Below are 18,622 nucleotides of genomic sequence, written 5' to 3'. Positions count from 1 at the left end.
ACAACGCCCATCTGGCGGCCACTTTACCGGCGGCCGGCAACTGCCGGCCAGCGCCGCCGGTTCAGGCCGAAGGCTGCGGACTGACCCGTGGCGCCCGACCTGCACGCCCGCCGGCACGCGCGGCTGGCGGCGGGGCCGCCTGCGCCACCCGCGGCAGGCGCAGGCCGATGCACACATGGCCATCTTCGCAGGTGGCAAACACCGTGCCGCCATGCAGCTGTGCCACGGCCTTGACGATGGCCAGGCCCAGGCCGTGGTTCTGGTCGCTGCCGGTGCGCGACGGATCGGCGCGGTAGAAGCGGTCGAACAGATGCTCCAGCGCCTCGCGCGGGATCGGCGCGGCGCGGTTGCGCACGCTCACGCTGACTGCGTCGCCGGCCTCGGTGATGAAGACCTCGATGGTGCCGCCCGGGGCGCCATGACGCAGCGCGTTGTCCAGCAGGTTGGTGATGGCGCGCGCGTACAGCGAGCCTTCCACCCGCGCGCGCGCATCGCCTTCCACGCGCAGGGACATGCCGGCATCTTCCATGACCATGTCCATGAACTCAGCGGCCTTGGTGGTTTCCTCGCGCAGCGAGACTTCCACCAGGTCGCGCGCCGATTCGCCGCGGTCGGCGCGGGCCAAAAACAGCATCGCGTTGACGATGTTGCGCAGCCGTTCCAGCTCTTCCAGGTTGGACTGCAGCGTGGATTGAAGCGCATCGGACGAACGCGCGCGGGTCAGGGTCACCTGGGTCTCGCCGATCATGTTGCCCAGCGGGGTGCGCAATTCGTGGGCGACGTCGGCATTGAACGCGTTGAGCTGCTCGTAGGCGCGCTGCAGCCGATCCAGCGCCTCGTTGAGCGAGACCACCAGGCCTTCCAGCTCGGTCGGCAGGTGGTCGGCCGGCAGGCGCAGGGTGAGGTCGCGCACGTCCAGCTTGCGCGCGTAGGCGCTGAGCCGGTCCACCGGCGCCAGGCCGCGCCGGGCGATCCACCAGCCCAGCGTGGACACCGCGGCCACGGCCACCAGCGACAGCACCACGATGCCCACCGCCAGCAGCCACTCGGCCGCCTCGATGTCGCGCTTGCCCTCGGCCACGATCAGCTGCACCGCCGGGCGCTCACCGGCGGCCGGCAGGGGATGGGACAGGGTCAGGTACTGCTGGCCGTTGGCCAGCACCGCGTTGCCGAAGCCCTCGACGTGGCCGTCGAACCGCGCCTGGTCCAGAAAGCCGCTGCCCACGCGGTAGCGCGGATCGCGGCTTTCCACCAGGAAGTACAGGCTGCCGTCCTCGGGGGTGAAGTCGGCCAGCTTGTCGCGGAAAATGCCCCATTGCGCGTCCTTGTCGGCCCGTGCCGCCAGGCGCTCGACGATCACCAGCCGGGCGTGGAGTTCCTCACGGTTGTGGCGCTGCAGTTCGTAGGACTGGAACAGGAACAGCGAGACGGCCAGCACCGCCAGCACCACCGTGGCGGCCAGGCCGAACATCAGCCCCAACCGTGCCGCGATGGAGCGGGTGTTCACTCGGCCTGGTCCTCGCGCACCTCGAGCACGTAGCCCATGCCGCGCACGGTATGCAGCAGCTTGGTCTCGCCCGGGTACTCCAGCTTGGCGCGCAGGCGCTTGATCGCCACTTCCACCACGTTGGTGTTGGTGTCGAAGTTGATGTCCCACACCGTCTCGGTGATCACCGTCTTGGACAGGATCTGCGAGCGGCGGCGGGCCAGCGCGGCCAGCAGTGCAAACTCCTTGGCCGACAGGTTCAGGCGCCGGCCGCGGCGGGTGGCGCGACGGGCCAGCAGGTCGATGTGCAGGTCGCCGACCTGGATCTGGGTGGCTTCGTGGGCGCGGCCGCGGCGGGTGATGGCCTGCACGCGCGCCAGCAGTTCCAGGAAGGAAAACGGCTTGACCAGGTAATCATCGGCGCCTGCACCCAGGCCGCGCAGGCGATCGTCGACCTGGTCGCGCGCGGTGAGCATGATCACCGGGGTGTCGCGCTGGGCGCGCAGCGCCTGCAGCACCTGCAGGCCGTCCATGCCCGGCAACATGATGTCCAGCACGACCGCATCGTAGTCCCCGGTCAGGGCCAGGTGCAGGCCGTCCACGCCGTTGGCCGCATGGTCCACGCTGTAGCCTTCCTCGCCCAGGCCGCGGGTCAGGTAGCCGGCCGTCTTGGCTTCGTCTTCGATGATCAGCAGTTTCATGGCGTCATGGTACGGCGTCGGGAGCTGGCTCATGCAGCGTCGATCCATTCAGGTGCGCAGGCGCAAACCGCATCTGCGGCGGGGGTAAGAAAGCCGTCCCGCGGCACCTGCGGCCAGGGGGGCGAGCTTGGCCCGGCGTGCACGCATCCGGCAGCCGGCATCCCCGTGGCGAGCGGCATGACCGGGCGCGGTGCCACGGTCGCTGCGGAAGGCGCTTTCGGGCGATGGCGCCGATTCTGGTCGTCGCCCCCCATCGCCCTCCTGACCAGGCGCTGACAATCCCGTCACTCGGCCAGGGCGAGAGCCGGTCGCGCCCGCCCACGCCTGAATCAAGCAGCCGCGTGCGTCAGCGCGGGTCTTCGCCGGCGCCGGGCCGGCCCCGTACGCCCGACCGCAGGCTCCTAGCAGTCTGTCGGACTTTGGTCGGCCGGGCTGCGAATCCGCCTGTGCGGTCCATCTTTCCGCCGCTTCTTGGCCCATAGCACCACTATGGGCCGGCGAACCGTCGAAAATCTGACCTCGCACAGCCGAATTCTCGCCTCGACCACCAAAGCCCGACAGGCTGCTAGAACAGGCGACCCTGGGCGGATCCGTCCGTCGGCCGCGCCCTGCTCTGCCCCCGCTCCAGGCGCCAGGCCAGCCCCGACATGCGCTCGGCGTGCCGGGCCAGGGCTGCGCGCAGCACGTGCGCGCTGCCGGCCACGTGCAGACGGCTGCGGGCGCGGGTCAGGGCGGTGTAGACCAGCTCGCGGGACAGCACCCGGCTCTCCAGGCGCGGCAGCTGCAGCCAGACCTGGTCGAACTCGCTGCCCTGGGCCTTGTGCACGGTCATGGCGAAGGCGCTCTCGTGCGCAGGCAGGGCGGCGGGATGGAACGGGCGCACGCTGCCGTCTTCGCCGCCGGCAAACCAGGCCATCAGCGCGCCGCTGCCATCGCCCAGACAGATCCCGATGTCGCCGTTGAACAGGCCATGGCGATAGCTGTTTTCAGTGACCAGCAGCAGGCGGCCGTGGAAGTAGGCCGGCGCGCTGCCGGTGCGGCGCCCGGACAGCAGCTGCTCGATGCGCGTGTTCAGGCCGCGCGCGCCCTGTGGGCCTTGGCGCACGGCGGTGAGCAGGCGCAGGCGCTGGGCCAGCTGCAAGGCGCTGGCCGGATCGGACGCGGCGGCCAGCGCGCGCCAGTGCGCCAGGAACAGCTCGCCCTGTGCCTGCAGCGGGTCCAGCACGTCCTCGTGGAAGCTCACGCCACGCAGCTGGCCGCCGCGCAGCAGCGACAGCGCACGTTCGGCATCGCCATCGCGCGCGGCCAGCGCCAGCGGCGACAGGTCGAAGTCCGCCTGCTGGCGATAGCCGCGCAACAGCTGCACCCGGTTGCCGTGCAGGCCGCCGGCCTGGGCGACCACCGGCAGCGCATCACCCAGCAGCGGTTGCAGTGCGCGGGCGTCGTCGGCTTCCAGCGCATCACCGGGACCGGCAGCGGCCAGGATCGCGGCCAGCACGTCGCCGGCTTCCACCGAAGGCAGCTGGTCCGGGTCGCCCAGCAGGATCAGCTGGGCGCCATCGGCGACCGCTTCGACCAGCTTGCACATCAGCGGCAGGTCGACCATCGAGGCCTCATCGACCACGATCACCTCGAACGGCAGCGGGTTGTCGGCGTTGTGGCGGAAGGTGGGCTGGTCGGGAATGGTGCCGAGCAGGCGATGCACGGTGCTGGCGCTGCCCGGCAGGCCAGCGCAGAGCGCGGCATCGACACCACTGGCGATGATCTGCGCAGCGGCCTTGCGCAGGCTCTCGGCCATGCGCTCGGCGGCGCGGCCGGTGGGCGCGGCCAGGGCGATGCGGGGCAAGGCCGTGTTGGCGCGCTGCGCGTGGGCGATGCGCAGCACCAGCAGCCGGGTGATGGTGGTGGTCTTGCCGGTGCCGGGGCCGCCGGTGACCAGCAGCAGGGCCCGTCGCAGGGCCAGCGCCGCCGCGCGCGCCTGGCGGTCTTGGCCGCTGCCCGCCTGCGCAGCCAGGCCAGTGCCTTGCGGGGGCGGAAACAGCAGGGCGAACACATCGGCCACCTCCGCGCTGCCGGCGGCGTGCAGCGGCTGGTCCGCGATGCGCTGCAGCTGCACGGCCAGGCGCCGCTCGTATTCGCGGTAGCGGCGCAGATAGAGCAGGCCATGTTCGAACACCAGCGGCCGGTCGGCGGGCGCTTGGTCCTGCGCGGCCATGGGTTGGGCAACCCAGCGCGAAGCGGTGATCGCCGCCTGCCAGGACGCGGGATCGGGCCAGTCGAGCGCTGCATCGACCAGCAGCTGCGGGCGCGCGGGATCGAAACCGGCATGTCCCTGGGCCACGGCCAGCGAGGCCAGTGCAGCGGCGGCGAGCACTTCCTCGGGCGTGTCGGCATCGAGCCGGCGCAGGCTCTGGGCGAAGGCGTGATCCAGCGTGCGCAGGGTGCCTGCGCGCAGCAGGGCAGCGAGCAGGCTCATGCCGCAGCCTCGGCCGGGTGGCCGGCAAACAGCGCGTCCAGGGCGTGGATCAGCTCGGGCGCGAAGCGCTGCGCGTGCACGCCGGGCGAATCGGCGCGGCGGGCATCCAGGCCGCGGCAGAACAGATAGCGGATACCGCCGACGTCACGCGCGTAGTCGTAACCGGGCAGGCGGAAACCCAGCCAGCGATGCAGGGCCAGGGTGTAGATCAGCGCCTGCAGGTCGTATTCGCTGTGCGCCATCGCCTGCTGCAGCGCGGCGTGGTCGTAACCGGGCAGGCGATTGGACTTGTAGTCCAGCACGTACCAGCGGCCATCGTGGCGATAGGTCAGATCGATCAGGCCGGTCATCAGCCCCTCCAGCTGGCGGCGCAGACCAAAGCTGTGGCGTTCGCACACCACGCCGTGCGCGTGCAGCAGGGCCAGCAGCGCCTGGACCGCGGTCGGCTGCAGGGCGAACTGGAACTCGATTTCCGCACGACGCTCCTCGGCCGGCAGCGCGCACAGGCGCACGCCTTCGGGCAGGGCGACGGTGAGGGTCTGGCCGATCAGGGCGGTGAGGACCTCGACGCCGTCGGCGATCTCCTCGGCCGGGTAGCCGCCGGCGCGCAGCGCGCCTTCGAGCACGGGCAGCTCCAGTGCCGGCGCGGCATCGCCTGGCTGCCATTGCTGCCAGCGGGCGAAGTCGGCGTTCTCCAGTGCCTGGTGCATCACCACCCCGAAGCGGTTGCCGGCAAAGCGCGGGTCGAACGCTTCGGCTGGCTGCAGTGCATCGGCATCGGCGTCGCTGGCCGGCTCGTCGTTGCCACCGGCGGCGGCCAGCGTGCTGGCGCTGGCTACCGCTTGGCCACCGCTGTCGGCGTTGGCCAGCTGGGTGAAGCTGTAGACCCACCAGTCCTGGCTGAGCGTGCGGGTCACCTGGCGTGCCTGTGGCGGTGCGGCTTCGGCCGCCGGCGGCAGCCAGTCCGGTTGGCTCGGCAGTGCGCCACCTTCGACCACGATGCCCGGTTGCGCGCACAGCGCCTCCGGCGCGTCCAGCATCGGCGCCAGTGCGGTCTGCCGGGCGTTGTAGAAGTCGCCGGTGGCGATCCACAGCGCATGCTCGGCGCGGGTCAGGCCCACATAGAGCAGGCGCGCGTCTTCGGCGCGTTGTGCCCGGATCCACGCCTGGCGCGCGGTTTCCCAGCCGGAGGTCTCCACCTGCAGCTTCCAGTGCAGCACGCGCTGGCAATCCGGGTCCTGCACCACGCAGCCCCGGCCCGGGTCGGGCGACCTGCCGCCGATGCCCACGAATGGCAGGTACACCAGCGGGTACTCCAGGCCCTTGGACTTGTGCAGGGTGACGATCTGCACGCGACGGGCGTCCGATTCCAGGCGCAGCAGCTGGGCTTCGTCATCGCTGTCGGCCTGCGCGATCTGCCGGCCCAGCCAGTCGACCAGGCCATGCAGGCCCAGCGCGCGCGCCTGCGTGTGCTGCAGCAGTTCGCCCAGCTGCAGGTAGTTGGTCAGCCGGCGCTCGCCATCGAGCAGGCCGAGCAGGCGTTCGGCCTGGGCCGCGCACAGCGCGCCGATCAGGGCCAGCGGGCCGCCGCGCTGCACCCGCTCGCGCCAGTCCAGCGCCTGCAGCTGCCAGGCGCGATGGGCAGCGCCATCGGCTTCCAGCGCAGCGATGCCGGCGGCATCCACGCCCAGCAGCACGGTGGCCAGCGCCGCGCGCAGGCGGCCGTCGTCGGCGCTGTGCAGCAGGGCCAGCAGCAGGGTCAGCAGTTCATGCGCCTCGGCCGTGGCGAACAGGCTCTGCTTGCCGGCGGCCACCGCAGGAATGCCAACGGCGGCCAGTGCCTGCTGGATCCGGGTGGCCTCGCCATGCTTGCGTACCAGCACCGCGATGTCGCCTGGCTGGACGGGTTGGCCGTTGATCAGCGCCTTGCCGGCACGCGCATCGGTGAGCACTGCATGGATCGCGGCCACGCAGGCATCGCTGGCCACTTCGCGCGAGCGCGAGGCGCTGTACGCCTTGGGCTGGCCCTTGGCATCACGTGCTTCCGAGGGCGGCGCCTGCCACAGGGTCAGCGCCGGGGCCGGCGCGCCACCGCGCAGGTAATCGGCATCCACGCGCTGGCCGCCGGGCGCGACCGGGCGGAACCTGATGCCGGCTTCGATGAAGGCCTGCTCGCCGGCTTGCGCATACAGCGCCTGGATCGCGGCCAGCACGCTGGGCCGCGAGCGGAAATTGCGGTCCAGCGGCGGCGCCGGTTCGGCCACCGCGCAGGCCGCCAGATAGGTCTGCACATCGCCGCCGCGGAAGCCGTAGATGGCCTGCTTGGGATCGCCGATCAGAAACAGCGCCGGGGCCAGGCCCAGTGCGGCCGTGGCGGGACAATCGCCGAACACGGTGTGGAAGATGCGCCACTGGCGCGGATCGGTGTCCTGGAATTCATCGACCAGCGCGAATGCATACTGCGCGCGCAGGCGCTGCACCAGCGCATCGGCATGTGGCCCGGCCAGGGCGTCGGCCACGCCATCGATCAAGTCATCGTAGGTCTGCACGCGGCGCTGGCGCTTGAGCTGGGCCAGACGCAGGCGCGCATCGTCACGCACCTGATGCAGCAGGCGCACCTGTGCGCGTTCGCTGGCGGCCTTGAAACCGTCCACCGCCTGCAGGTACGTCCGAATCAGCGCGCACAGCGGCGAGTCCGGGGTGCGGCCTGCATGGGCCTTGTTGGTCCTGGCTTGCAGCGCATCCGGGGTGAGCTGGGCCAGGCGGTCGCTCAGCGGGCTCGACCATTGTCCGCTGCTGCACCACTGGTCCAGTTCGCGCCACAGGGTGGTGATCCAGGCGGCCTTGTAGCTGCCGCCGTGCAGGATCTTGTTGTCCACCGCGGCCAGCAGATCGGCCAGGAACGGCTCGCCATGGGCGGTGAAGCCCTCGGCCAGTGCGCGTGCGGCCGCGTGCAGCTCGGCTTCGGGATCCCCTTCGGCGTCGCCCGGCGTGGGCAGCGGATGCAGCACGGGCTGGGCGATCAGCGTGCCCAGGTCGCGCGCCAGTGCATCGGGGCCTTCCTTCCACAGGCCGAGCAGCGCATCGGCGCTGCCGATGTCGGCGGCGTGCACGCGCCACAGGTCGGCGGCCAATTCGGCGTGCAGCTTGCGCGCGCTGGCCAGCAGTTCGGGTGGGGCGAAGGTCTGGCCGCTCTCCAGGGCATGCTCGCGCAGCACCCGCGCACAGAAGCCGTGGATGGTGAAGATTGCCGCCAGGTCGATCTCGTCGACGGCCTGCTGCAGGCGCCGCTGCACCGCCGGCGCGCTTTCGTCGGTGCGGGCCAGGTGCGCGGCGATGATCGCCCGGCTCAGGGCCAGTTCCGGCGGCTCCTCGGCGGTGGCCTCGGTGCCGATCACGCGCGCGGCCAGGGCCAGGCGTTCGCGGATGCGCTTGCGCAGTTCCTGGGTGGCCGCCTCGGTGAAGGTGACCGCCAGGATCTGGCCGATGCGCAGGTTTTTTTCCACGACCAGGCGGGTGACCAGGGTGGCCAGGGTGAAGGTCTTGCCGGTGCCGGCGGAAGCCTCGATCAGGGCGGTGCCGGTGAGCGGGAGGGTGAGGTAGGGATCGACGGTGGTCATGCGGGCGCCTTGCACCTGGGCCAGGCAACACAAGCAGGCACAGCAGCCAACGCACAGGCAGTGGCCGCAACAAGGCGGCGCGTTGTTTCCTCACGGGCGCGATGCGCAAAGACCGTCCACCACGGTTCTACCGCCATCCCCGCGCAGGCGGGGATCCATGGACGTTGACGTGCAATGCGCAAGCCCACCGGCTCCCTGCCTTCGCGGGAATGCCAGTTGTCGATGCCGGCGGCGGCCGGGCCTGCACATTCAACGCAACCTGGCGCGTGCGCCCGAGTCGATGGGCGGGGCGATGCTTCGAAGCCGTATGCGCTGCTCATGCGTCCTCCTGTGCTTCATCGGCTTCGGCGACAAAGCTGCGGCCATCGTCGAATCCTTCATGGATCACCCCGCGCGTCACCGCCTGGTAGATGGTGAAGCTGAGGTGGGCGAACTGCTGCAGGGTGCGGGGATCGGCAAACGGATCGCGGCCGCGCAGGGCGAGCTGGTAGCTGTTGGCACTGCCCTCGGCCCACTGGCGCTCGCCGCCGCGCCATTTGCCGGCAGCACGTCTGAGGGCCTGTTCGGCGGTCTGGGCGTTGAAGTACTCCCAGCCGCTGTAGGGGGCGAACGGCAGCGGCGACTGCAGGCCATCGGCGCGCAACTGCAGCAGCATGCGCAGCACCAGGCGCGCCTGCGCGGCATCGAGCGGCTCGCGCAGGAACGGACCTGCGCCTGCATCGCCACGATCGTCGAACTGCACCAGCGGCTGCGGCAACCCGGCGGCGCTGGCCAGCAGCCAGTCCAGGCCATCGCGGATCGCGCTGACGCCGCTCACCGGGCCCAGGCGCGTGCGCGCCAGACCATGCGCATACAGCTCGCCGAGCCGGCCATGCAGGACCAGGCCATCCAGGTCCACTTCCAGCAGGCGCGCCTCGGGCTGGGCGGTGCCACGCCAGTGCCTGAATGCCTGCGCGTAGGGCCGGGTCTGTTCCAGCAGGCCTTCCAGCGCACGTCGGCCCAGGGCGCCGGAGGGCAGCAGCGCGCGGGCGCGCAGGCGCGCGGCCAGGCCGGCTTGCCGGTCCTCCAGCAGGGCCGCAAAGACGGCCTGCTGCAGCGCATGTTTCTCCAGCCCGGCGCCGGGCATCAGCAGCGGCTCGACATCCTCACTGGTTTCGATCTGCTCGGCCAGGCGCAGGCCCAGGCGCTGGCTCAGGAACTGTTCGGCCGGCGCGATCAGCAAGCGCTTGAGCGCGTCGATCGAGACCCGCGTTTCCAGCGCATCGCCTGAAGGCAGCGCCGCATCGCACCACGGCCCCAGCCCTGCCCGCCTGCCGCCCAGGCGCCCGGCGCCCGGCTGCCACTGGCCGCGGTAGCTGAACTGGCGCGGGTCGCCATCGGCGCCGAACGCGGCCGGCGCGAACGGCTGCAGCGCATGGCGCACGGTCATCGCCGCGGCGGCCTGTCCCGGATCGGCGTGATAGTCCGCCGCCGCGGCGATCAGCTCGCTGACCAGCACCGACGGCTCGCGCACGCTGCCATCGCGCGGGTCGGCGCCCAGGTAGCTGACGTAGAACACGTCCTGCGCCGAGGCGAACAGCTGCAGGAACAGGAAGCGGTCGTCCTCGCGCGTGGAGCGGTCGCCGTAGCGGCGCTGGTCGGTGCCCAGCTGGGCGGTGAGCCGGTTGAGCCCGGCGGCCGGATCGCGGCGCGGAAAGTCGCCGTCGTTCATCCCCAGCAGGCAGATCACCCGGAATGGCAGCAGCCGCATCGGCACCATGCGGCCAATGCTGACCCCGCCGGTGAGCAGCGGCGCGCGGGTGTCGGCCTCGGCCAGCACGCCGGCAAAATGCGCACGCACCACCTCGGCCGGCAGCGGCGCATCGAAGCCGGCGCGCTGGGCGGCGCTGGCGAAGGCGTCGATCAGCTTGCGCAGGCGGTCCAATGCGCGCTGCGTGCCCGGCGCCGAGGGCGGTTGCGGCAGCAGCGCATCGAGCAGGCCGAGCAGGCGTTCGCGCCAGGCCTGCGGCGGCATCGCCTCGCCCAGCGCCTGCTGCGCCCGCGACAGCACCCGCAGCAGCCGGATCAGCGCATCCAGCGCCGACAGCGCGCTGCCTTCCAGCGCCGGCCACGGGGCCAGCCCGGCGATGTCCTGCTCGCTGCCGCTGGCATGGCCCAGCAGCAACCGATCCAGCGCGAATTGCCAGGTGTAGGCGTCATCGCGCGGGGCGGCGTGCCGGGCGCGATGCTCGGCGTCCAGGCCCCAGCGCGCACCGGCGGCCTGCAGCCAGCCATGCAGGCGCTCGAAGCTGGCCGCATCCAGTCCGGCGGCTTCGGCCAGCGGCGGGCTGGCCAGCAGGTCCAGGGTTTCGTTCAGGCCGAAGCGCGAGACCGGCAGGCCAAGCAGGCGCACGAACACCTCGGCCAGCGGCTCGCCGGCCAGCGGACTGGTGTCGGCCAGGGCGTAGCCAATGCGTGCAAAACCGGGGTCAAAACCGGGGTCAGAGTCGAGTTTCTGCACGAAACTCGACTCTGACCCCGGTTTTGCCGACTCTGACCCCGGTTTTGATCCGCCGAACACCGCTTCCAGATACGGCACGTAGGGGTCGATGTCCGGCGCCAGCACCGCGATCTGGCGCGGCTGCAGCGGCGGATCGAAGCGCGGGTCCTCGAGCAGGCCGCGCAGCTGGTCGTGCAGCACCTGCAGCTCGCGCAGGCGGGTGTGGCTGGCATGGATCTGCAGGCTGGGATCGGTGCGGTCCAGCGCCGGCAGCGGCGCCGGCACGGCCGGTCGCACGCGCCGGAACAGGTCGCTCTGCATCCGCCGCAGCAGGCTGTCACCCAGGCCGCCCTGGGCCAGCGGGCGCTGGCCGGAGGCGATCGGGTCGGCGTAGACCTCGATCTCGGCGCGCGGATGGACCACTTCGTAGCCACCGAGCATCGCCATGAAGTCGCGCCCGGCCGCGCCCCAGGCCTGCAGCAGCGGGTTTTCGCCGGTGTGGCCGTCGAACAGGTCCGGCTCTGCGCGGTCATCGCCGCGCGCGCGCCGGTGCGGCGCCAGCGCCTGCAGGTCGCCCCAGTAGCCCTGTGCCGGGGTGGGCAGGTAGAAGTGCAGGGTGCCCACCCGCGCCTGGGTCGCCAGCACCCGCAGCACGTCCGGCGAGATGTTGAGCGTGGCGAAGGCGAACACCCGCCTGGGCAGGCCCACCGGCAAGGCGGCCGTGTCGCCACCGAAGCGCTCCAGGTACGCCTGGATGCGCCGCGCGCGGTGGCCCTGGCCGCCGGCCACCTGCCGCCACAGCAGCGCCTGCGGATCGTGCGGATCGGCGCCGGCCTCCCAGCGCAGCAGCCAGTCGCGGCGCCAGGCCTGGTATTTCTCGAACACCCCGGCCAGTTCCCCGGCCAGCGCCCAGGGTTTGAGCGCATCGTCGCCGCACAGGTACGCGCGCAGCGCGGCCAGCGCCGGCTGGGCCAGCACGGCCGGGTCGGTCAGCGCCGCATACAGGCGCCAGTGCAGGCTGGCCGCGTCCAGTTCGTCATGGGCAGGGCCCAGATTGGCTTGCAGCGCGCCGGCGACGAATTCGCCGGGGGTCAGGAACAACAGGTTGGCGGCCACCCCATGGGCGGCGGCCAGGGTGGCCTGCAGCCAGCGGCGCATCGCCACCTGCGGGATCAGCACCACCTCCGGCGCCAGGAGCGATTGGCCCGGCACCGGCTGGCGCAGTTCGGCCGCCAGCAGGCCGGCCAGCACCTCGAGCGAATTGGCGGGATAAAGGCGGAAATCCGGGCGCGCGTCCTGCATCGGCGCATGATGCGACATGCGCGTCGCAGGCGGCGAGACCTGCGCAACAGCGCGTCCTGAGAACCATGACCTCCGGGCCATCACGGCGGGCCGGTCCGATCTGGCACAATAAGCGTACTGACCAGTGCGGTTTTATTCAGGGCGGCACGACGAAGCTGTCACGTCGTTTTGCCTACGGCACGCGCGCCGATCCCGACCGACCAGGCCACCCACAGCTGCCGATGACCTCCACGACACCGACCATTCGCCTTGCCGACCTGCGCCTGGAGCGTGGTGGCCGCGTCATTCTGCGCGATGTGACGCTGACCGCGCCGCACGGCAGCGTCACCGCCGTGCTGGGTCCGTCGGGCAGCGGCAAGTCCACCCTGCTGGCGGCGCTGACCGGCGAGCTGGTCCCGGCGGCCGGGACGGTGGAACTGTTCGGCCAGCCGGTCCCGCGCGCCACCCGGCCGCTGCGCGAGCTGCGCAAGAACATCGGCGTGCTGCTGCAGGGCAACGGCCTGCTGACCGACCTGACCGTGGCCGAAAACATCGCCCTGCCGCTGCGCGCCCACACCCGCCTGCCCGACGCCCTGATCGACCAGCTGGTCGACCTGAAGCTCAATGCGGTCGGCCTGCGCACAGCCGAAGACCTGTATCCGCGCGAGCTGTCCGGCGGCATGGCCCGGCGCGTGGCCCTGGCCCGGGCGCTGGCCCTGGACCCGCCGCTGATGCTCTACGACGAGCCGCTGACCGGGCTGGACCCGATTGCCTCGGGCGTGATCATGTCCTTGATCCGCCGGCTCAACGACTCGCTGGGGCTGACCAGCATCATCGTCAGCCACCACGTGCATGAAACCCTGCCGGTCTGCGACCAGGCGCTGGTGATCGCCAATGGCGGGCTGGTCTTCTCCGGCACCCCGGCACAGCTGGAGGCCAGCGAGGACCCGCTGTTGCGCCAGTTCCTGCGCGGCACGCCCGATGGTCCGATCCCCTTCGACAGCGCCGCTTCGGCGCGGGCGGCATAGGGCATGTCCATGGCCTTTGCCGCGTCGATCCGTTCGCTGGGCGCCGCCGGGCTGTTTTCGCTCGCGGTGCTGCGCGCGTCGGTGCCCAACCGCGACTTCGGCGCCGAGCTGGTCCGCGAGATCTACAAGATCGGTGCACGTTCGATGCCGATCATCGCCGTGGGCGGGGCGTTCGTGGGCCTGGTGCTGACCCTGCAGAGCTACCGCACGCTGGTGACCTTCGGCGCCTCCGACGCGCTGTCCACGCTGCTGGGCCTGTCGCTGTACCGCGAACTGGGCCCGGTCCTGACCGGGCTGCTGTTCATCGGTCGTGCCGGCAGCTCCATCGCCGCCGAGCTGGGCCTGATGCGGGCCACCGATCAGATCAAGGCGCTGGAACTGATGGCCATCGATCCGATTGCCAAGGCAGTGGCGCCGCGCTTCTGGGCCGCGGTGGTGACCGTGCCGCTGCTGACCGGCCTGTTCTGCTCACTGGCCATCAGCGCCAGCTGGTTCGAGGCGGTCAAGGTGCTGGGCCTGGACAACGGCACCTTCTGGTCCTCGCTGCAGGACAGCGTGGACCTGTGGGAGGACTTCGGCGTGGCCCTGCTGAAATCGGCCGTGTTCGGCGCGGTGGCCGCCCTGGTCGCCTCGTATGTCGGCTTCAATGCCGAGCCCACGATCGAAGGCACCTCGGTGGCGACCACCCGGGCGGTGGTCAATGGCTCGCTGCTGGTGCTGATGCTGAACTTCGTCCTTTCCGCGCTGCTGTTTCAATGATGCCCGTCGCTCGGAACCCGCAGGTGTTCATGCCGATCCCGGGCAGGGGCCCGCACCTTGCTGTGCGGGGATGCAACCAAACGCCGGCTTCGATCCAGGGCGTGGCCTTTTTCAGTACACAGGTGGAATAACCATGGCCGCACGCGGACCACGACTCGAATTTGCCGTCGGCGCCTTCCTGCTGCTGGCCCTGGCCTCGCTGCTGGTGCTGGCGCTGGCCTCGACCAACCGTTCCTTCGGCTTCGGCGGCGGCGACCATTACGAACTCAAGGCGCGCTTCACCAACCTGGGCCAGCTGCGGGTACAGGCGCCGGTCAAGATCGGCGGGGTGGTGATCGGCCAGGTCAGCGACATCAGCCTGGATCCCCAGCGGTTCGACTCGGTCGTCACCCTGCGTATCGATGGCAAGTACCAGGATCTGCCGGCCGACACCTCCGCCGGCATCTTCACCAGTGGCCTGCTGGGCGAGAACTACATCGGCCTGTCGCCTGGTGGCGACCCCGAGACCCTCAAGCCCGGCGAGGAGATCGCCTTCACCCAACCGGCGGTAGACCTGCTGCAGCTGGTGGGCAAGTACATGTTCAGCGGCGGCGGCAAACCCGCCGGTGACGATTCGGCAGCCGCCCCGGACGCGCCCGACGCGCCGGCGCCGGCCGCCCCCAACGGAGAGACTCCATGAAGCGTTCCATGTTCACCCTGGTCCTGGCCGCTGCCCTGGCCGCCTCGACACCTGCCGTGGGCCTGGCCCAGGCCCAGGCCAGCACTGCTGCCGCACCCGCGCAGGGCTCGGCCAGTGCCCTGGTGCTGCGCAGCAGCACCCGCGTGCTGTCCACCCTGGAACAGCGCCGGGCCGAGTTCAAATCCAACCCGGCTGCGCTGAAAGCCTTCATCAAGGACGAGTTCAACACCAGCTTTGACGGCAACTATGCCGCGCGCCTGGTGCTGGGCCTGCACGGCCGCGGCGCCTCGGAGGCCGAGATCGCCGACTTCGCCAGTGCGCTGGCCGACAACCTGACCGCCCGCTATGGTCAATCGCTGCTGGACTTCAACCAGCGCCTGCGCGTGCGCATCAAGTCCGAGAGCCCGTTGCCCGGCAACCGTGGCGTGCGCGTGTCCACCGAGATGCTGCGCGAGAGCGGCGACCCGGTGCCGGTGGAGTACCTGCTGCGCAACGTCAACGGCCAGTGGAAGGCCTTCGATGTGATGATCGAGGGCGTCTCCTACGTACAGACCTTCAAGAACCAGTTCGACGCGCCGTTGCGGCAGAAATCGATCCGGCAGGTGGCCGCCGACCTGCGCGCCGGCCGCCTGCAGGCCGCCAGCGCCGATGCCGCCGGCAACCAGCGTTGAGTGCCGCCATGCGCCCGGCTTCGGTCCAACGCAACGGCCCTGCCCTGGTGTTCGCCGGTGAGCTGGACCGGGCCGCGGCGCAGCACTTGTGGCCGGCCACGCTGCGCGCCCTGGATGGCGCGCAGCGGCTTGTCCTGACCGATGTGCCGCGCGTGGACAGTGCCGGCCTGGCCCTGCTGGTGGCCACTGCCGCGCGGCTGCGTGCGGCCGGCATGGGCGCCGTGGCGATCGAGGGCGCCCCTGCCGGTCTGGCCGAACTGTGCGCCGCCTACCGTCTGACCCCCACGCTGGACTATGTGCCGGCGTCATAGCCGGCCTGACCGGCACCGTGTGCACGCCACATCGCGTGCGGGCTTCCCATAGAGGGATCTGGAAAATGAAACCGCTGCACCTCCTTCCCTTGCTGCTGAGCGCGCTGGTCGCCTCCTGTGCCTCCAACAAGCCGGCCGCCTCCGCCCCGCCGGCGTCCTCCGTGGCTGCACCGGCCCAGGCGCCGCCGCCTGTGCAGGCACCTGCGGCCGAGCCGCAGGCCGCCCCCCGCGCGGCCAGCGACGGGCCACCGCCGACCAGCGCGGAGAACGACTTCAGCACCATCTACGGCACTTCGCCGTACGACCCGGTCGCCGATCCCACCCTGCCACCGCCGGCCGCCGGCGCGCCGCCCAGCTACGACCCGTGGGAAAAGTGGAACCGCAAGGTCCACAGGTTCAACAACGGCATCGATCGCTATGTCGCCAAGCCGCTTGCCACCACCTATGTCAACGTGGTGCCGCGCCCGGTGCGCAATGGCGTGCACAACTTCTTCGGCAACCTCGGCCAGCCGCTGACGGTGGTCAACAGCCTGCTGCAGGCCAAGCCGGGCGAAGCCTGGGATGCCCTGGGCCGCTTCCTGATCAACACCACCGTCGGCGTAGCCGGCGTGTTCGACGTGGCCAGCCACGACCAGGTCCCCAACACCCGGGAGGACTTTGGCCAGACCCTGGGCGTGTGGGGCTGGAAGCGCTCGCGCTATCTGGAGCTGCCGCTGTTCGGGCCGCGCACCGTGCGCGATACCTTCGGCCTGGTTGGCGACGCACCGCTGTCGCCGGTACAGCGTATCGAGGACGACAAGGCGCGCGTCTTCCTGCAGGGCCTGCGGCTGGTCGATGTGCGCACCCAGCTGATGTCGCTCGATTCGCTGCGCGAAGGTGCGCTGGACGAGTACGCGCTGTTCCGCGACGGCTGGCTGCAGCGCCGCAACTACCAGATCGGTGACGAAGGCGAGCGCAACCGGCGCAAGGGCAAGTCCGACGACGACCTGCCGCCCTATCTGCGCGAGGAAGACGACAACCCGACCGTGCCGATGGACGCCATTCCCAGCGTGTTCCCGGGCGGCGGCTGAAACCGGCCCCGGCCGCGGATGCTGCAAGCAACAAGGCCGCCTGGAGAGGCGGCCTTGTTCATGACCGAATCAGCCCGCGGCCAGCGCCGCGTCCACCGCCTGGAGCAGACGCGGATCGTCCGGCGCCACGTCCGGGGCGAAGCGCGCCAGCACCCGACCATCGCGGCCAATCAGGAACTTCTCGAAGTTCCAGGTCACCCCCGGCGCCGGGTTGACCTTGATGTCCATGGACTTGAGCTTTTCGCGCAGCGGGCCTTCGCCGGTGGCCACCGGCTGGGCGTCGACCAGCGCCTGGTACAGCGGATGCACGGCATTGCCGGCCACCGAGATCTTCGAAAACAGCGGGAAGGTCACGTCGAAATTGGCGCTGCAGAAGCTGGCGATCTCGGCGTTGCTGCCCGGCTCCTGCTCCATGAAGTTGTTGGCCGGAAAACCCAGCACTTCCAGGCCCGCATCGTGCTTGGCCCGGTACAGCGCCTCCAGCCCTTCGTACTGGGGGGTCAGGCCGCACTTGGAGGCCACGTTGACCACCAGCAGGACCTTGCCGCGGTAGTCGGCCAGGGTGGTGGGCTGGTCCTGGATGGTCTTCAGCGGGATGTCGTACAGAGTCGTCATGGCGGGCCTGCGGCAGGTGGGAGAATGAAGTGGCCAGGCAGTCTAAACGGGTGGCGATGGGCGCCGTGTTATGGCCGCGTCTGGGTCTGCTGGCAGCGCCGCTGATCCACATGGGCCGGCAAGCGCCCAGGTGGGCCGCACCGGCCATCATGCCGGGGCAGGTTGCGCAGCCGGCCGTGCAGGATTGGATCAGCAGCCGACACCGGCGGCGCTGGGACGGCAAGTCAACGCGGCCCGGGGCGCCGCTTCGGTCCGGGGAGCAGCTCTTCGCGGGCCATGCTCCAGCGGGGGCAGCCGAAGCCCACCAGGATGGTGTCGGTGGCGATCTCGAAGGCTGCGGTCTGCTGCGGGGTGAAGTTGCGAGACAGGTCGTCGTAGACCTCGGCAAAGGCGGTCCACCAGTCGCTCTCGCTGCCGCTGCTGCGCACCTGCGTGGAGACGTATTCGCGGATCAGCTCGACGGCCTGGTGGACCTCCTGGTCACTGACGCCACGGCGGAAAATGCGGGTTTCCACATCCGATGCGGCCTGCGCCAGCGACCGATTGACTGCGTTCATGCGATGCCACGGGTACTGAAAGTGGCGGCATGGTGGTCCCTGGATCGTTCACGACGGGTGTAGGCAAACCGAACGAAACATGACCGCCCGCAGGCCGTGCAGGCGCCGGCTGTTGGCCGCCTGCCGACCACTGCCTTTTTGCCGCCGGCGCGGAGGACACCGGACCCGCCGCTCGCCCGCGGCCGTCACCGCCACCCTGCGGAAATGGATTGTCTCGCGCAGCAATCTGGTCGCACTGCGGCCGTGTCCCTAGGCTTGTCGCTTCCCCACCACACCCACCCCACATGACCAACGCCTTCATTGCCGCCCTCAAGACCCGTCGCTCCCAGTATTCTCTCGGCAAGACCCTGCCGCTGCCGCAGGACCAGGTGACCGCCCTGATCCAGGAGGCCATCAAGCACGCGCCGTCGGCGTTCAATTCGCAGAGCGCGCGCGCGGTGATCCTGTTCGGCGAACAGAGCGACACCTTCTGGGGCCTGACCGCCGAGGCACTGCGCCCGATCGTGCCGGCCGAGGCCTTTGTCGCCACCGAGCAGAAGTTGCACAGCTTCGCCGCCGGTGCCGGCACCATCCTGTTCTACGAAGACCAGGCCGTGGTCAAGGGCCTGCAGGAGCAGTTCGCCCTGTACGCCGAGCACTTCCCGGTGTGGTCCGAGCAGGCCAGCGGCATGGCCCAGCTGGCGGTGTGGACCGCGCTGGCCACGGTCGGCATCGGCGCCAGCCTGCAGCATTACAACCCGTTGCCGGATGCCGCCGCCGCCGCCAAATGGAACCTGCCGGCCAGCTGGAAGCTGCGCGCGCAGATGCCGTTCGGTTCCAACCAAGCACCGTTCGGCGAAAAGACGTTCATCGACGACGCCGAGCGCTTCCGCGTCTTCGCCTGAAGCCC

General features: G+C 70.6%; 14 protein-coding genes. 7 read left to right on the top strand and 7 right to left on the bottom strand.

Going from position 1 to position 18,622, the window contains the following annotated elements:
- Positions 1-61: 61 nt before the first annotated feature.
- From D9R12_RS13370 to recC, 5 genes are all read right to left on the bottom strand, one after another.
- Complete coding sequence (locus D9R12_RS13370) at positions 62-1,507, bottom strand: heavy metal sensor histidine kinase (RefSeq protein ID WP_014159068.1); 1,446 nt, start codon at positions 1,505-1,507, stop codon at positions 62-64.
- A complete protein-coding gene (locus tag D9R12_RS13365; RefSeq protein ID WP_014159067.1) occupies positions 1,504-2,187 on the bottom strand; it encodes a heavy metal response regulator transcription factor in 684 nt (227 codons plus the stop codon). Before D9R12_RS13365 ends, D9R12_RS13370 begins: the two co-directional genes overlap by 4 nt.
- 565 nt (positions 2,188-2,752) lie before the next feature.
- A complete protein-coding gene (recD, locus tag D9R12_RS13360; protein WP_122231152.1) occupies positions 2,753-4,663 on the bottom strand; it encodes an exodeoxyribonuclease V subunit alpha in 1,911 nt (636 codons plus the stop codon).
- Positions 4,660-8,283, bottom strand: a complete 3,624-nt coding sequence (locus D9R12_RS13355; RefSeq protein ID WP_122231150.1) for a UvrD-helicase domain-containing protein — start codon at positions 8,281-8,283, stop codon at positions 4,660-4,662. The genes recD and D9R12_RS13355 overlap by 4 nt, the downstream gene beginning before the upstream one ends.
- 316 nt (positions 8,284-8,599) lie before the next feature.
- Positions 8,600-12,082 carry an exodeoxyribonuclease V subunit gamma gene (gene recC, locus D9R12_RS13350; protein WP_122231148.1) on the bottom strand — a complete coding sequence of 1,161 codons (3,483 nt, stop codon included), beginning with the start codon at positions 12,080-12,082 and terminating at the stop codon, positions 8,600-8,602.
- 203 nt (positions 12,083-12,285) lie between these two features.
- Here recC and D9R12_RS13345 point away from each other — a divergent pair, with 203 nt between their 5' ends.
- The 6 genes from D9R12_RS13345 (at position 12,286) to D9R12_RS13320 (ending at position 16,561) form a co-directional block, all read left to right on the top strand.
- On the top strand, positions 12,286-13,071 hold the full coding sequence (locus D9R12_RS13345; protein WP_014159063.1) for an ABC transporter ATP-binding protein: 786 nt from the start codon (positions 12,286-12,288) through the stop codon (positions 13,069-13,071).
- Between the two features lie 9 nt (positions 13,072-13,080).
- Complete coding sequence (locus tag D9R12_RS13340) at positions 13,081-13,830, top strand: MlaE family lipid ABC transporter permease subunit (protein WP_014159062.1); 750 nt, start codon at positions 13,081-13,083, stop codon at positions 13,828-13,830.
- 133 nt (positions 13,831-13,963) lie between these two features.
- Positions 13,964-14,509 (top strand): outer membrane lipid asymmetry maintenance protein MlaD, encoded by a 546-nt coding sequence (mlaD, locus tag D9R12_RS13335; protein WP_014159061.1) that lies wholly within the window; start codon positions 13,964-13,966, stop codon positions 14,507-14,509.
- Positions 14,506-15,180 (top strand): MlaC/ttg2D family ABC transporter substrate-binding protein, encoded by a 675-nt coding sequence (locus D9R12_RS13330; RefSeq protein WP_014159060.1) that lies wholly within the window; start codon positions 14,506-14,508, stop codon positions 15,178-15,180. The genes mlaD and D9R12_RS13330 overlap by 4 nt, the downstream gene beginning before the upstream one ends.
- Positions 15,181-15,188: 8 nt before the next feature.
- Complete coding sequence (locus D9R12_RS13325) at positions 15,189-15,491, top strand: STAS domain-containing protein (protein WP_014159059.1); 303 nt, start codon at positions 15,189-15,191, stop codon at positions 15,489-15,491.
- Positions 15,492-15,556: 65 nt separating this feature from the next.
- Complete coding sequence (locus D9R12_RS13320; RefSeq protein ID WP_170159260.1) at positions 15,557-16,561, top strand: MlaA family lipoprotein; 1,005 nt, start codon at positions 15,557-15,559, stop codon at positions 16,559-16,561.
- 69 nt (positions 16,562-16,630) lie between these two features.
- Here D9R12_RS13320 and D9R12_RS13315 read toward each other — a convergent pair whose 3' ends face one another.
- On the bottom strand, positions 16,631-17,176 hold the full coding sequence (locus tag D9R12_RS13315) for a glutathione peroxidase (RefSeq protein ID WP_122231146.1): 546 nt from the start codon (positions 17,174-17,176) through the stop codon (positions 16,631-16,633).
- Between the two features lie 224 nt (positions 17,177-17,400).
- Positions 17,401-17,733: a hypothetical protein gene (locus D9R12_RS13310; RefSeq protein ID WP_014159056.1), complete on the bottom strand. Its 333-nt coding sequence runs from the start codon at positions 17,731-17,733 to the stop codon at positions 17,401-17,403.
- A 284-nt stretch (positions 17,734-18,017) separates the two neighbouring features.
- Here D9R12_RS13310 and D9R12_RS13305 point away from each other — a divergent pair, with 284 nt between their 5' ends.
- Positions 18,018-18,617: a nitroreductase family protein gene (locus tag D9R12_RS13305; protein ID WP_014159055.1), complete on the top strand. Its 600-nt coding sequence runs from the start codon at positions 18,018-18,020 to the stop codon at positions 18,615-18,617.
- The last annotated feature ends 5 nt before the right edge of the window (positions 18,618-18,622 follow it).

This window comes from Pseudoxanthomonas spadix (assembly GCF_003703395.1).
In the GTDB taxonomy this organism is placed as follows: domain Bacteria; phylum Pseudomonadota; class Gammaproteobacteria; order Xanthomonadales; family Xanthomonadaceae; genus Pseudoxanthomonas_A; species Pseudoxanthomonas_A spadix.
This window is presented reverse-complemented; position numbering and strand designations above follow the sequence as displayed.